The sequence below is a fragment of the Salicibibacter cibi genome, assembly GCF_016495865.1.
Taxonomy (GTDB): Bacteria; Bacillota; Bacilli; order Bacillales; family Marinococcaceae; genus Salicibibacter; species Salicibibacter cibi.
This window is the reverse complement of sequence record NZ_CP054706.1, coordinates 1,052,139-1,067,879: the sequence shown is the minus strand read 5'-3', so window position 1 is coordinate 1,067,879 and position 15,741 is coordinate 1,052,139. Positions and strand designations below refer to the sequence as shown.

The 15,741-nt window shown below is 44.1% G+C and carries 15 protein-coding genes; 1 reads left to right on the top strand and 14 read right to left on the bottom strand.

Going from position 1 to position 15,741, the window contains the following annotated elements:
• Window positions 1–178 precede the first annotated feature (178 nt).
• The 4 genes from HUG20_RS05345 to HUG20_RS05330 all read right to left on the bottom strand — a co-directional run bounded on the left by HUG20_RS05345 (window position 179) and on the right by HUG20_RS05330 (window position 4,036).
• Window positions 179–724, bottom strand: coding sequence for a thioredoxin family protein (locus HUG20_RS05345; protein WP_200088896.1), 546 nt, complete (start codon window positions 722–724; stop codon window positions 179–181).
• Entirely contained in the window at window positions 721–1,452 is a 732-nt protein-coding gene (gene sfsA / locus HUG20_RS05340; RefSeq protein WP_200088894.1) for a DNA/RNA nuclease SfsA, read from the bottom strand. Before sfsA ends, HUG20_RS05345 begins: the two co-directional genes overlap by 4 nt.
• A 62-nt stretch (window positions 1,453–1,514) precedes the next feature.
• Entirely contained in the window at window positions 1,515–2,234 is a 720-nt protein-coding gene (locus tag HUG20_RS05335; RefSeq protein WP_200088887.1) for a 5-formyltetrahydrofolate cyclo-ligase, read from the bottom strand.
• 293 nt (window positions 2,235–2,527) lie between these two features.
• Entirely contained in the window at window positions 2,528–4,036 is a 1,509-nt protein-coding gene (locus HUG20_RS05330) for a BCCT family transporter (protein ID WP_200088885.1), read from the bottom strand.
• 379 nt (window positions 4,037–4,415) lie between these two features.
• On the opposite strand from HUG20_RS05330, the gene HUG20_RS05325 reads away from it, so the two are divergent.
• Window positions 4,416–5,351: an NADP-dependent oxidoreductase gene (locus tag HUG20_RS05325; protein WP_200088883.1), complete on the top strand. Its 936-nt coding sequence runs from the start codon at window positions 4,416–4,418 to the stop codon at window positions 5,349–5,351.
• 44 nt (window positions 5,352–5,395) lie between these two features.
• Here HUG20_RS05325 and HUG20_RS05320 read toward each other — a convergent pair whose 3' ends face one another.
• From HUG20_RS05320 to HUG20_RS05280, 10 genes are all read right to left on the bottom strand, one after another.
• On the bottom strand, window positions 5,396–6,721 hold the full coding sequence (locus HUG20_RS05320) for a globin-coupled sensor protein (protein WP_246476548.1): 1,326 nt from the start codon (window positions 6,719–6,721) through the stop codon (window positions 5,396–5,398).
• Window positions 6,722–6,847: 126 nt separating this feature from the next.
• Window positions 6,848–7,642, bottom strand: a complete 795-nt coding sequence (locus HUG20_RS05315; RefSeq protein WP_200088878.1) for a sulfite exporter TauE/SafE family protein — start codon at window positions 7,640–7,642, stop codon at window positions 6,848–6,850.
• Between the two features lie 118 nt (window positions 7,643–7,760).
• A complete protein-coding gene (locus tag HUG20_RS19385; protein WP_281392513.1) occupies window positions 7,761–7,889 on the bottom strand; it encodes a hypothetical protein in 129 nt (42 codons plus the stop codon).
• A gap of 546 nt (window positions 7,890–8,435) precedes the next feature.
• Window positions 8,436–10,589, bottom strand: a complete 2,154-nt coding sequence (locus HUG20_RS05310) for a heavy metal translocating P-type ATPase (RefSeq protein WP_200088876.1) — start codon at window positions 10,587–10,589, stop codon at window positions 8,436–8,438.
• The gene (locus HUG20_RS05305; protein WP_200088874.1) at window positions 10,561–10,932 is read right to left on the bottom strand and encodes an ArsR/SmtB family transcription factor; all 372 of its coding nucleotides are present in this window, start codon (window positions 10,930–10,932) and stop codon (window positions 10,561–10,563) included. Before HUG20_RS05305 ends, HUG20_RS05310 begins: the two co-directional genes overlap by 29 nt.
• A 484-nt stretch (window positions 10,933–11,416) precedes the next feature.
• Entirely contained in the window at window positions 11,417–11,611 is a 195-nt protein-coding gene (locus HUG20_RS05300; protein WP_211200007.1) for a hypothetical protein, read from the bottom strand.
• Between the two features lie 296 nt (window positions 11,612–11,907).
• On the bottom strand, window positions 11,908–12,300 hold the full coding sequence (locus HUG20_RS19930) for a hypothetical protein (protein WP_200088870.1): 393 nt from the start codon (window positions 12,298–12,300) through the stop codon (window positions 11,908–11,910).
• 220 nt (window positions 12,301–12,520) lie between these two features.
• A complete protein-coding gene (locus HUG20_RS05290) occupies window positions 12,521–13,948 on the bottom strand; it encodes an amidase (RefSeq protein WP_200088868.1) in 1,428 nt (475 codons plus the stop codon).
• A gap of 261 nt (window positions 13,949–14,209) precedes the next feature.
• A complete protein-coding gene (locus tag HUG20_RS05285) occupies window positions 14,210–14,932 on the bottom strand; it encodes a small-conductance mechanosensitive channel (protein ID WP_200088866.1) in 723 nt (240 codons plus the stop codon).
• A gap of 58 nt (window positions 14,933–14,990) precedes the next feature.
• The gene (locus HUG20_RS05280) at window positions 14,991–15,698 is read right to left on the bottom strand and encodes a DUF5058 family protein (RefSeq protein WP_200088864.1); all 708 of its coding nucleotides are present in this window, start codon (window positions 15,696–15,698) and stop codon (window positions 14,991–14,993) included.
• Window positions 15,699–15,741 lie beyond the last annotated feature (43 nt).

Here is a 15,741-nt window from a genome sequence, read left to right as displayed (position 1 = left end):
GATGACGCCATAATATACCAGATTCAGTAGATTCATGGCGCTAAAACACACATTTCAGTGACGTTCCCTCTTAAGGCTTAATGTTAATTTTGGCAGAGGCTTCTTAAATTGAAAAATCAACATTACGCCAACTCAAACAACTGCTTGAAAAGCGGATGCATAACCCGCCCAGACAATTTTATTTCACCAACGTTTTCATGATGCTTTCATACACTTCACCCCATACGTTTTCATCCTCGCGAAACATCTGTGTGAGTGACGAAAGCGTCTCTTTCCATTTATCTTCATAGTCTGGTGCATCTTTTGCCGGCAGTTTGGAAAAAAGAGCTTCGACTTTCGCCTGTACTTCCGGCGCCCGAGGCCCCCATTTCGCCACTTCATTTCCGTTTTCATCGATAAAAATAAAGATCGGAATCGAGCGCGACTTCCCATTCGTCAAGTATTGGTCCATAAGCTCCAAATTGCTGTCCCTTAACAACATCGATACGTCCATATTCATTTTCTCCGCGATGTGAAGCAAAATCGGCACGTTTATCATCGCGTCGCCGCACCAATCTTCGGTGAGAACAATGACACGAGGAGAGGTGCCTGCCCCTTCCAACCTGGCATCGTCCGGGAGGTTGAATTGTTCATAAACATGTTGAAGATTGTCTTTATGTTGACTCATATTTTCAATATAAACTTCAGCGGTCGTTCCCTTTGCAAACCAATCGTTTAACGTCATTTTATCGATCCCTTCTGATTGTTTAGTTGCACAGGTAATTCCTGGCCCAATTTCACGCCTTCCAAACGGACGTCCGTTGTTACAGCCAGCGTTGCTACGCCAGTATCCGCTGCTTCTTGCAAAGCGGACGAGAATGCCGGATCGATATGGGTGGCGAGACGAACACTCGTAACATCGCCCCTTTGCACCACAAACAATACGGCCGTGTCATAATTGCCTTCGATTTGAATGTCCGTTAAAGTCTCCACATGCTTTCTGCCACGGGCGGTAACGGCATCGGGAAAATAAGCAATGCCATCCTCCGCAAGTGTCACGCTTTTCACTTCCAAAAGCAATGACTGACCTTTATTTTCCAATAAAAAATCCCAGCGTGCGCCTGCGAATGGATATTCAGCCCTTACATAGTTGTATTTTTTTAGCGCCTCAATGCGTTTTTCCTTCAAGGCTTGGGCAATCAAACGGTTGGGGAACGTGGTGTCCAGGGAAACGTATACACATGCATCTTCGCTCTCGCAAAGAACCGCCGACCATTGCGTCTTGCGTTTCGGGTTGTCGACATAACGCACCCATATCTCTCGTCCGGGGATGAGCAATTCGATTAATCGACCCGGGTCCGGCAAATGAGCGATAACTGTTTTACCGTCTTCTTTTTTCGCCCGAATGATAAAACGGTTCGGCCGATCTATGAATGTTGCTTTATATAGCTGGTCGCGATACGGCATGAACATGTCTGTCGTCCCCCAAAAGCTATTATAACCCATTATCCAAAGCGATTGAAACGTTTCAACCTCTACTCTCCGCGGACGAGCCGACTAATTTCCGCGAGCACCGGCATTTCTTCTTTTTCCTCTTCGGTTACTTGACTCCAGTCAATGCCTGTCGGTTTCGAATAAGGCGTGTTTGTTGAAAAGATTTCGTTTTCCGTCGCTATCCAGTCAGCGGTTAGATCATATCGTTCGATGGGGATGTCGGCGTCAACGAGTTGGGCGGAATGAACGGTGGTCACAACGGGGACTCTCGGGTTTCCGAGCTCTGTCAGTATTGCATACTCTCGATCGGCATACCCCTCTCCTTTTCCCAAGCGGCGCCCATCTTTATGTACCGCAACGGAGCCGACCACGATAAGATCAATCCGCGGAATATCGGAAAGGGGGATTTCCTTCCCAAAGTGTTTCATATGCGTTAAGCTCGTGGCTTTCTTCTCTTCTCCTTGCGGCACCCATTCCGGTTTCACTTGGATAAAGCCTGCCTTTAAGCGGGGTGTGGGGACTAACAACATTTTGCCGTCGATGAGCACTTGCGCCCGCAATGGGAGCTGCGGCGCGTCGGGATTAACCTTCACAGCTTTTGCATTTTGATAAGCGGAGAGTGTCGCGACATGATCAGCCGCTTTCTCGGCACCTTTAAAGTTTGGGATGCGGTTTTGGAGCGGAAACGGGAAACGGCCAATTTTTTTCTCTTCCATTTGTTCCCACACGTGTTGTCGGATGTGATTTTTATTGGTCGTCACGTTGATCGCCTCCGTTACCCGCGGGAAATATCAAAATACCCACGGGAAATAATAATTTATCCACGGGAAATGTCAAATTACCAACGGGAAATAACGAAATACCCGCGGGAAACCTAATTGTGTCGATCGTCCCCCATCAATCCATTATAACTCATTTTTACGCGAAATCTGCCACCAGAATTTTGTCTGGAATACGTGAACTTATCCCCTACTTTGAAGCAAATGCCTTTTTAAATGACAAAAACCCCCCACCAGGTTTGCCAACCTGATGAGTGGGCTTTTTTGTTCCAAATTCACTTTATCCCTTGCTCTCTCGCCATTTTCTTCGCCACTCGCGGTGCCAGCCATAACGTTGGCAACAATATGAGTGAAACGGGGACAGCGGTCACCACAATAAAGGATTGTAAGGCGTCAACGCTCCCTTCTCCGAGTACGATTAGAATTGAACCTACGGCACCCATCATGACCGCCCAAAACACACGCATCGCTTTCGGCGGGTCATCTGTTGCCGAAATGGAGATCGATATCGTGTAAGATAACGTATCCGCTGTTGTTGCCACGAAAACTACCGTTACAAGTAGAAATCCTATTGCAATCCAAAATCCGAACGGAAGTTGGGTAACAATCGCGTTAATGGCTGCTGCTTGCCCTCCTTCTTCAAGAGGTACACCAACGGAGCCCGGGTTTTGAAGTTCATTGAAAATACCGGTTCCGCCAACCACCGTGAACCAAAAATTCATGACCAACGGTGCAATAATGATGACTGCTATAAACAATTCGCGAAGCGTTCTACCATGAGAAACGCGGCTAATGAACATTGCCATCATAGGCGCATAGCCGATAAACCATCCCCAAAAGAATAACGTCCATTGCGATAGCCAGCCTTCATCCCCTCTGTAAAAAGCAAGTTGCAAAAAGTCTTGGACGTAAATGCCAAACGAGCCAATAAATTGGTCAATAATAAAACGGCCAGGGCCAACTAATAAAATAACCACACTTAATACTAAGGCAAAAATAACATTAAAACGGCTAAGAAATTGGATTCCCTTATGAATACCGGTCATTGCAGAAATTGCTGCAATCAGCACAAGACCTAAAACCACGGCTAATTGCGTAATCAATGTATTAGGTATGCCGAACAAATCTTCCACCATGTATGCAGCCTGTAAACCGAGAAAACCAATGGGCCCAATCGTTCCGGCAGCCACGGCAAGGATGGAACAAGCGTCGACCAACGTCCCGAATGCATTTTTTGTCATAATTTTTTCCCCGAAAATAGGGTAAAGCAAGATCCTTGGCTTCATAGGCAACCCTTTTGATTGCCCATACATGATAACAACTGCCGTTAGGGTTCCGTTTACAGCCCAAGCCAGAAATCCCCAATCCAGAAACGATTGTGCTAACGCCGGTGCGATCGTTGCTCCCTCTCCGGGTGGCACATCTCCATACATCGGCGGGGTCTCCAGAAAATGAGAGACCGGTTCAGCAGCGGCCCAAAATACGCCACCGCCCGCCATTAATGTCGTAACAATCATCGCAATCCACTTGAAATTGTTTATGTCAGGTCGATCACGGGTACCTAAACGAATATTCCCATATCGCGAGACCATTAGTCCGATCGCAACTACAAGTACAAGCACCATGAACACTTGCCAAAAAGCCCCGAAATAGGAAGTCGCCCACGCAAATGACAGGTCAACCAAGTCAGCGACAAAGTCAACTTGAATCAACGAGGCGATCACAAAAAGTAACAGGAATCCACCGCTAATAATAAATACCGGCCAGTCTGTTTTTCTTACCAAAACATAACCCCCTAAAATTTTAAAAACATGAACAACCCAATTAGACTAACAAATTTTATTGCCGGAAAGCAATCATTCATTTATCATTTTGCTCCATGAAAGGACGGGAAAATCATATGTCCTATTATTTTTATGTTAGATAGTGTAACCAACCCGGCTCTTGTTAGTATTTCTTCACTTTAAAAAAAGCGCAGATCCTTGTTAAAAGATCACACACTTTTTCATATTGATCAAACGATGGTAGCTGATTCATAACATTCAATCGCACCTGATCCTCGCGAACCATTATACATTTGAAGATCTTATGAAGAGGTCCCAAAATTTTCGAGATTCTAAATCCGTGAAAATGGGTAAAATAATTAAGAAAGGAGTGATTCTCGTGAAGGCGGTTGGGATTGAGCAATTCGGTGATCGGGAGCAATTGCAATTGCTCGAGATCACCGAACCTGAACTGGGGAAACGCGATGTTCTTATTGACATGTACGCGACATCCGTTAATCCGATTGATTTTAAAATAAGGGAAGGAAAAAAACAAAGCCTGGACTTTCCCGTTATCCCGGGAAACGATATTGCAGGCATCGTGATCGGCAAAGGGTCGGATGTTGCACAATTTTCGATCGGCGATCGTGTTTTTGCCACGCCTAAACAGATACCTGGAGCAACTTACGCGGAAAAAGTTGCAATTGATGAAACGTTGCTCACTCGCCTTCCTTTACAGGCTAATTTTCAAGAAGCTGCCGCCACCCCTTTGGCCGCACTAACGGCTTGGCAGAACCTGAAAGAACGAATACGTGTCAAAAAAGGCAATCACGTTCTTATCATTGGCGGCGGTGGGGGCGTCGGTACGTTTGCCATACAATTGGCGAAACAGCTAGGGGCAACCGTTACCGCCATCGGCGGCTCGGACAGCCAATCACTCATGAAAAAACTCGGAGCCGATCATGTGTTGAATCACAAGAAAAAGTCCATTCTAAAACGTATCGAACCTGTCGATGCTGTCTTTGATTGTGTTGGCGGGGAGCAGCAACAGTCTTTTTTCGATATTATAAAAAAGGATGGTTGCCTCGTGTCCATCGCACGACAACCGGATCAACAAGCCGCCGAAAAAGCGGGAATTACTGCAGTGTTCACGTCCATCTCCCCATCCGGGCGATTAATGAAAGAAATTCGGGAACTTATGGAGGCCAATGCTATCCGACCCATGATCACAAAAGTCTATCCTTTCACTGCAAAGGGCGTTCGGGAGGCGCACGAACAAATTGAAAGCGGGCATACGAAAGGAAAACTTGTGATCGAAATCAAAGCTGAAGCTTAAACCCGGCGTGTACGTTCACCGGGTTTTTATTTTACAATCCACCGTCACGATTGTTCATATATGAAACGAGCTTCACTCATCTCTTGCGATACTGTAGCCATGCTTTCTGCCGAGACAGCGACCTCGCTAAATGCCTCACCTAATTGATCAATGGCACTATTGAAAGAGATTAACTCGCTTTCGATATTGCTATTCTGTGTTTTTGTTTCTTCCATTTTTTGCACGATTTCTTTAAAATGGTTTTCGGTTTTCTCCATCCCACTTTTTCCTTTACCAACCGCACGCCGGATCTTCTCAAGCGAATGCGTTAGCGTATTGATTTGACTATTGCTATTCGAAATAAGGCCTGATACGTTCGAGACAGAGGATTTTGTTTGATCAGATAATTTACGGACTTCTTCGGCGACAACAGAAAACCCTCGCCCATGTTCCCCGGCCCTTGCTGCTTCAATGGTGGCATTTAAAGACAAAAGGTTCGTTTGATCGGCAATCGATGTAACAATATCCACAATCTCCTGCATTTGTTTCGATAGCTCGAGCAGCGCTTCCACGTCTTTCGTTATATTATTTACCGTCCCTTCAATGTTTGACATGTTCTCGTTTTGATGATTTAGTTGCTCTTTCCCTGTTTGAGCACGCTCTTCGGTTAGCGTAGATAACTCCGCACCTGTTTTAGCCAAAGATGTTATTTCAGCGGATTGGGCATTCAATTGTTGCAGGGAGGCATTTGTTTCTTCGGAGATAGCGGCAAGATTTTGAGAGGCACTTGCTACTTGGTCCCTAACAGCAACCTTTTGTTCTTCGGCTCCTGATCTTAGCTTTTCTTCTTCAGCGGCATATGTTTCGATCACTAATTGCTGTTCCAAGTTCATGATTTTTGATACAGCCCTAATTGAAAGAAGGCATTCCTCTTTTCGTATTACATTTTTCTCGATCACATCCATAAGAGATAAAAGCAATTCTTGGAAGGCGCACATGTACCATTTCGTTTGTAGCCCGATACGGACGTGTATGTGTGCAATCTTTCTTCTTTTTTCCAAATAAGACTCATCCACTGTCCCGCTAAACATTTCGACGATATGGTTTTTTAATGTCTTTTTCAGCTTTTCAATGGAACTTTTATCTTGAATGATGGTTAACAACGATGGTTCATGTTCCAGATTCTCGTAAAATCGAGCGACGATAGTATCAATTTCTTCAACGACAAAAGGTTGCAGGGCATGGATGACCTGCAAATCGTACGTTGTAAGCCTGATCATTTTTATTTGCTTCTCGACGTCACTTCCGCTATTCACATTAATACTGCCTTGGCTGCTGCTTATATCCAACTTCATGTGTTCCTTGTTCTTTTGCTTGAATAACACGATCATGTCTCCTCTGCATCAAATTTCAAGTCATTGTCGTCGCGCAAAAATCCCACTGATATAATGATCAGCGGGGATAAATTGATCTATGCTATGTATCGGACGAAATTGTAAAATATTAAGCGTTCATCTTCATCCGATAATCATCATAATAACGACGGTCAGGAGCAAAACGAGATACACTTTGGAAAACAGAGGATCGGGCAACTTTTGAGCGATCCTTCTGCCGATGGGGACACCGATAAATCCCCCGAGCACAAATCCGACAACCGCCGGCAGGTAAATAAAACCCATGGTGGAAGCAGGCATGTTCGGGACTTGCAGCCCCAACCCCAAATACATGAATGTGCCTACGATGGCAATCGGGAGGCCAAGGGGCGTTGCGAGCGCGACGGAATGAAGCATGCTGAGTCCCCGGTTTCTAAGATAGGGAATCGTCATCACACTGCCGCCAATACCCAAAAGAGTGGAAACCGCGCCAATGCCAATCCCAGTCGTAACTGCCTTTTGCCGACTCGGAAATTGGAAACGGTCCCCCGACTGTCCGATAAATGTTTTTTTAATGACACTTGATAGAATGACATACATTAAAAATGCGATAAATGCAAAACGAAGGAGGTCACTCGTAAAAAAATAAGCGAGAAAACCGCCCAGCAATGAACCGAGTGCAATATAAATGAAGAAAAATTTAAAAATAGACCACTGCACATTCCCTTTTTTCGCATGATTAAGCGTTGAATTGAAGGAATTAATGATCATTACCGCGAGCGATGTGCCAATCGCCGTATGCATCACAAAAGCTGCCGGAATCGTCTCGGGCAGGAAGGCGTATAAAATCGGCACGACGATTAAACCACCGCCGAACCCGAACAAACTGGATGTAATGCCGATAAGAACACCGATGAGTAAGAAAACAACGATCATCATGACCACACCTCCCTATGTTAATTTAAAACGACATTAGTTGCACTTATGTAGGTAAGAAAGTTGATTTATACTTTCTTACCTACTAAACAAAAAAAGAGAGCTTTTTTACGCAGCTCCCTCATTCAATAGCCGCTTGCCGCTCTTGTTCGATTTCCTTCACAATGATCCTTCCGATTTTTGTCACGCCAAGCCGCCTCATCATCATGACAGCGAAATCATCGCTAAAAAATTTATCCTTCGCGGTCATGATACCTGCAATGACTTGGATTTGTTTTCGCTCATCTTTTATAAGTTTAGCTTTAGCAAACTGACAGAATCTCGTATAACATGCCTTTTTATTTTATCACTGATTTGCTCAAAGATCACGTCGCCATTGTGCCTTACTAAGCAAAATCGCCTTCGACTGGATGCTGACATCTCCAGCGTTCAAACCTCCTTCAGCGTTTACCACATCACTCGTATAAACGACTACGACATGAATGAACCTTACGCCATTCCTTTTCTGTTATTCTAGTCAAAAAACCCTAACGGTAATGAAATAGCATTATTATGATTATCGTTCCATTATAAATAGGGATTGCTGAACAACGTGCAGCTATCAGCTGAAGCCGGGATGCCGCTTCCATGGCTTCGCTTTCCGCGGACGAACGGTCAAGCCTCCTCGCGTAAAACCGGCGTGCGGGGGCTTGATGCGTCCGTTATTCAGCAGTCCCTAAGTTAGCGTATCCCGTCTAAAGACGGGGGATTTAGATCACGCTCCTGTAACTTAATAACGTCCCTAACGCCCTTCGTGTTATTCTTTCACCCGTAACAACCGTAGTCCATTCGCTGTCACAAGGAGAGTCGCCCCTAAATCCGCTAAGATAGCAATCCAAAGGGTTAACCACCCCGGTACCACTAATAAAAGTGCCAAAAGCTTAATACCCAGGGAAAAACTGATGTTTTGTTTAATAATACGCAGCGCTCGGCGGCTTAGTTTCATGGTGTAGGGCAATTTTTGTAAATCATCCCCCATCAAGGCAACGTCGGCGGTTTCCAATGCCGTATCAGTGCCTACTCCCCCCATGGCAATGCCTACATTGGACGCAGCCAGGGCAGGGGCATCATTAACCCCGTCTCCAACCATAGCTACTTTCCGATACTTCTCTCTAAAAGCTTTAACATAAGATAATTTATCTTCCGGTAAAAGATTGGCTTGAACATCGGTCACACCTACTTGCCTGCCAATGGCAGACGCCGTGTCTTGATGATCGCCCGTAAGCATAATTGTTTGGTCAATGCCAATGTCATAGAGTTTCGAGATCATTTCTTGGCTTGTGTCACGAACTTCATCAGCAACGGCAATTAGAGCTAATACGGACTGTTCAGTGCCAATAAACATCCCTGTCTTCCCTTGTTTTTGGAGATCATCAAGGGGAGTTCGAATTTCCGGATCCAAAACATATCCCAGGACATCTTCCCATAAACTTAGATTCCCAACGTAGTATGTTGTCCCATCGATTGTACCTTTGACTCCTTTTCCTGTGATCGAAGTAAAATCCCGTACTTTATGATGGTGATAAGAAATGTTCGCTTGCTTTGCTTTATCGACGATGGCCGAAGCTAAAGGGTGCTGAGATCGTGACTCTAACGCAGTGACCTTGGCTAAAAGCTCATCTTCGTCTCCCGGGTGAAATAGGGAAAAATCCGTAACTACCGGAACTCCCTTGGTTAAAGTCCCTGTTTTATCAAAGGCAATTGCTTTCAATGACCCGGCTTCTTCTAAATAAGCGCCGCCTTTAATTAAAACACCGTTCTTAGCCGCATTGCCAATGGCTGTAACAATGGAAACCGGGGTTGAAACCACAAGCGCACACGGACAAGCCACAACTAATACAGCAAGTCCTTGATAAATCCATGCTTCCCAGGCCGCTCCCATCACTAATGGCGGCATAACAGCCACAAGCATAGCCAACACCATAACAGCGGGTGTATAATACTTCGCAAAACGATCCACAAAAGCTTGGGCCGGAGCACGTTCTGCTTGTGCTTCTTCCACGAGATGGATCACTTTTGAAATGGTCGTGTCTTCAACATGCTTGGTGACACGAACTTCAAGGAACCCTTCTTCATTCAATGTTCCCGCAAATACCTCATCATCGATATTTTTTTCAACAGGAATAGACTCTCCGGTAACAGCTGCCTGATTTATCGAGGACTGACCGGTCACAACAACGCCATCCATGGCCGTTTTTTGCCCAGGTTTGACGATCATGATGTCTCCAATCGCAACGTCTTCGACAGGAACGGTCATCTCTTGGCCATTTCGTTTAATGAGCGCTTCCTTAGGGGCTATATCCATGAGCGAACGAATGGATTGTCTCGCCCGATCCATGGAGAATCCCTCGAGTTCTTCACTAATGGCAAAAAGAATGACCACAAGAGCTCCTTCCGCCCATTCTCCGATAATGGCCGCCCCGATGACAGCGACAGTCATGAGCGTCTTCATATCAAATCGCAGGCGCATTAAATTCATAAGGCCAGCCTTAAAAAGCGTATAGCCCCCAACGACCATCGAAGTGGCATAAGCAAGCCAAGTGAGCAGGTTCTCTTGGCCATTGATGATTTGGGAAGCCACTCCAAAACCAAAAAAGAGAATGGCCAATATTACGGTTTGATATTTTTGGAAAAAGGATGGCTGATGGGTTGGTTCCGATTCACTAGGTGCGTGTTCTGAATGGACTTTCAAATTTTCAAAGGAACCTGCCTTCTCCAATTCCTCCTTCGTTGTTGATCCATAAACGGTGATCTTTGAAGCCGGGAAATTCACCTTTGCATCGGTTATCCCGTCTAATCGTTGCACATTCTTTTCAAACGTATCGGCACAACTCGCACACGAAAAGCCTTGAACGCGATAATCAGTTTTTTCTATATGGTGATCAGCCACTATGGATCTCCTCCCGGCCATGTACCATCGTCGTTTCAATGAGTTCAGTAATATGATGATTATCTAAGGAATAAAACACCAATTTGCCTTCCTTCCGGCTTTTCGCAATGCGTAAATTTCTCAGGTGACGGAGGTGATGGGAAGCCGTTGCCGTCGTTGTCCCAATAATATGGGCAACGTCACAGACGCATAATTCAGTCTCTAGGGTCAAAGCATAAGCAATTTTTAATCGCGTTTCACCAGATAACGCTTTAAAAATATCACCTGTGAACGTAAAGTTTTCGGACTCGATGAGTGGAGATAACCGTTGAACCTTTTCTTCGTCATAACAAAAAATTTCACATTGATCCTGATATTCGTTCATTTTCATACCCCTCACCTACATTCAAATAATCATTTGATTATCATATTATGATTGATGTGGCTTATTGTCAATCAATCATTATTAAACATGGATTAACGCTAAAAAGAAACGACTGCCTCAAGATAAAGCAGTCAGATCATGGTTTCGGCTTCATCCTTATTTGCAGCTAAAATAACCGTATACGGTAACAAACCCACGCTCGATCATCGGTGGGCTTTTAATGAGAGCGGAGCCTATATTAGAGCAATTATCGGGGCAAAACGGTGATCATGGTGCGCTGATATACCTCGTAGAATTTTTTTCATATACTTTCTTTTATACGTCATCACCTATGGTTTTCCATTATTGATGTTGAATTTGATCATCATCTATTTTTTTAATAAAACATTTAGCCGCCACCCAAGCAGTTTTCAGAAAGTATTGAGCGATTATACAAATGTATGGACACAAAGCTATGTAGGGATTGCTGAACAACTTGCAGCTATCAGCTGAAGCCGGGATGTCGCTTCCATGGCTTCGCTTTCCGCGGACGAACGGTCAAGCCTCCTCGCGCAAAACCGGCGCTGCGGGGGCTTGACGCGTCCGTTTTTCCGCTGGAGTCTCGCCATTGCAGCACCATCCCTCCGTACGTTGTCAGAAGTGCAAGGGTTTTTTGCTTATAGGATGGATTTCCTTGCATCCAGTTTTGACAACACCAACGGAAAATGCTTATGTGCCAGTCTTTTTCCATTATTCAGCAGTCCCTAGGTATGGTTTTACTTAGGGTCCATCAGTATTTTGGCAGGCACCCATCTCAATAGCCCTTTCCTGCATGTAGTCGCGTTATTATTATATGTGCTTTGTGTCGTAACGTTTATGCTAGGCAGTATAGGTATGATGCAATTCTATTTCAGACATGCGCATAAGCCGAAATTTTCACTGATTTACGTTGTGTGCTTTATCATCGTTGCCATGGTGTACGTTTTAGCCGTACTACTATTTCTGTCCTAGTCTCCATTTGATTAGCGTCATCGTAACCCACGCTTTTTCGCCGAATACTGTTCTTCTGTTGACGGATACAGATGTTATCAAATGGTAGGAAAAGGAATTAGCAACGGGCGCATCATGCGTCAATCCTTTGGAAGTCTCCACTTGGATGGGGAGCAATGTGTCCACACGGAAATAGGGGTGCATTTTAACGCCGCTACGTTTCCCGTGGTAAGGCGCCCAGGGAAGCCGGTTTTCGCCTACGGCCATCGTCGTTGAATCAAGTGCTACCAACGAAACCGGCAAGTCCAAGGACAGTCGGGTCTCCAGATTGAAGTCGGGAACCTGCATACCCAAAATTACACCATATCGGTTTCCATTGTTTTCTAATGATTGTTCCATGAATATTTGCTTTGTATATAGCGATTAAGAGCATTATAAAATTTGTGTTTTCATCAAATGGTCCTTCCAGTGTGACTTATCACGGGATCAGATAACAGAGACAAATAAGATTTTCCTCCTTTAGCATTGGATAAGTATATAAATAATGTACATAATATAATCGTCAAAATATTTTCAAGGTGTTCCATATATTTATAGTTCAACCAAACAAAACGAAAGATCATCTTACTCTTGAAATTAGAACAGGGAATTTTTTCCTATAATGAGTAGCTTGTTCAAATGCAAAAGCCGCTTGCAAGATCTCGAAATCTGCTTGATGAGGACCGACGATTTGCAAGCCAAGTGGAAGGCCGTCTTTAGTAAAACCAGCGGGGACAGAAATCGCGGGATGGCCGGTGGCAGTGATGAGCGAACATGAACGCATCCAGCTAATATAAGAATCCATCTTCACACCGCTGATGGTTGTTGGATATTCCAATTCGGCATCAAATGGAGGAACCTGACTGACAGGAAGGACGAGGTAATCATAATTCCCGAAAAAAGTATGCATACGGGAGAACAACTCGGTTTGTAACCGCATTGCTTTTCCGACATCCGGTCCGGAAAGTTGACGGCCAAGTTCCACGTTTTTGACATACGTATCTTTGATCTTTTCCTGGTGTTCTTCGACCATTTCACCCGCGGCCGTTTCCATATCGTGCGCTCTCAAGACATTAAACACCTCATCAGCGCCACACATATCCGGGAAGTTTTCTTCCGCGACAAAACCAAGCTTTTCGAGGATAGGTATTTGCTCTAAAAATCCCTCACGCACCATCGGATCAATAGGGATTTGACCTCCTAAATCGGAAGAATAAGCCACACGTACCCCTTTAAAGTCTCTTTGAAGCGATTTATTGAAAATTTCCCCACTCTCTTTAATAGAAATGGGATCCCGCTTGTCATATCCGGCAATCACCGTCATCATATAAGCTGCGTCTTTAACCGTACGAGCCAGCGGTCCCTGGACGCTCAATCTTGAAAAAGCATTTGGTTTTGTATGGGTAGGAACGCGACCAGGCGAAGGTCGCATCCCAACGACATTATTAAAGGCGGCCGGGTTACGGCAAGAACCCCCCATGTCACTCCCGTCTGCGAGCGGAATCATATTCGTTGCAAGTGCCGCAGCCGCTCCCCCGCTACTTCCACCTGATGTTCGCTCCAAATTATACGGATTACGAGTCATCCCAAACACTTCATTAAAGGTATGAGAACCTGCCGCGAATTCAGGGACATTTGTTTTACCGAGGGTTATGGCGCCAGCCTTTCGCAAACGTTCAACGATCAATTCATCTTTTTCCGGTACATTATCTCGTAAAACAGGCGATCCCTTCGTCGTCGGAAGACCAGCTACATCGTGCGTATCTTTAAACGACATCGGAATGCCATGTAAGAGACCATCCACCTCCCCATTAGCCAAACGATGATCGGCAGCTCGAGCCTCAGACCGAGCTCGTTCAGGTGAAAAGGAAACGATAGCGTTCACGATGGGATTATACTTTTCAATTTGAGCAATAAATTCCTCTGTTACTTCGATCGCTGAAACTTCTTTTGTTTGGATTTTTTCTGCGAGTGCTACCAGTGAATGTTCTTTTAATTCTGAACTCATAAAAAACCTTCCTTCTTGTAATATAAACCACCGGAGTTCACCGAGGCTGGTGTGACAAGATTATTCCTGTCTCCCCTAATAAGCATTGCTCTCTATCTGAACTGGTAATTTAAACTTTGTATTTCGTCAAATTTTAAGTCTATAAACCGTTAACTTTGGCAATACCCTCATAATTGGTAACGTTGACGTCTTGAATAAACATGACTTCTCCACCGGTCTGCTCATTTAACAGATACCGAGAAAAAAATGCTTTCTTTTCTTCTAATTTTTCGTTTCTGCACTTTTATTTTTTTGTTTTTCCATAAAGAGAACAGCTGTAATAGTTAGCGCGACACATGCTGCAATTTGAATTGCCTCAAAAACAGGAGAAAATAATACTACCATTGCAATGACTATGGCAAGAACACCATATTGTGGTGTTTTATACGCAAATTGCCCTAATACTGCGCCGAATATAGCAGGAAGTATAAAGTCAAAGACACCTTCCACGGCTGCAGGCAACATAGACAAAATGTAGGTTCCGCCTAAGATAGTTAAAAGAATGATTACCGTATTCACTAGCGATGCCATGGCAATTCCAAATGTTCCAGCAACTTCTGCCTTACGAGTGCCTACTTCTGCTCCAACTGCTTTCTGTGCTGATGCTGAACTAGGAAGGCATAGATTTGCGATATTGCCTGTTAAAAAGGCTAAATAAGTTCCGGCAATCCCAAGGGTAGGGTAATACGTAACTGGCTCTAACACCCACATTATACCGATAAACGAAGCGTAACCAATTAACCCCACGCCAATTAAATCCCAGCCTGGATGCGCATCTAAAACAAAGGACACATATAATGGTGGCACTAAACACATTACTATTAATACCCAAAGTGTAGTACGACCCCAAAAATGTGCTCGATTATGAAAAACATCCATTGCACTATCAACTGATGCATTTGTGTTTACATTTTCCGTCTCAACTTTTTCTGGATTTGCGCTCATTTCTTTCTCCCCCTTTATAATTAATTATGCTCCCTATGCTTCGTGTTATTATTTTAGATTAGAACATTGTGGTTAAGTGAGCAACGGTCATGCCAATAACCATTGAAAAACCCAATGACCATTCCTTTATCCATGCAATATCCAATTTATCAGCAATAATCATAAACCCGATCATTGACCCTACAGCAACAATTCCAGCAATTGTGTGATTTATACTAATGATCATTTCATCACTTACTAGAAAACCAAATGCTCCTAACATAGCTGCTAAGGTAACACTAGACATTATTTTGGGATTATTTTTTTCAATTTTTTTCTGTGTTTTCCCTAATTGTTTGGTGAATAACGCTACAACAATCAGCCAACCCATCCCTCCTAAAAACATCGTCCATACTACAGTTGCTAGAGCTTCTATAGGAAAATCATCCCCTCCTAGCTCTGTTCCAAATGCATTTGCCCCTACTTGAGCAGCTCCTGATTCTGTTGCTGCTGAACCAATAATTCCAATACGCATTAATGTAATTGGAGAACCTAGAATCGTAATTAAAGAAATTATTACAATCGCAACGGCAACAGACGGACCAATCGCAGTAATGAGCCCAGTCCTCATAGCAATTCTTTCGTCTCTTTGTGTCATCCCAACATCTGGAGCTGATTTTTTTGCGATGCGCAAAAAGATGATTGCCTGGAATATAACAATCCCAATGATGATAAAGGCAAAAATCCAAAACGGAGCACTATTGGCAACTTCTATTACATCTCCCAAAGTAAGACTCCTCCCTAAATAAAATAAATTTTCAAAGACTCTT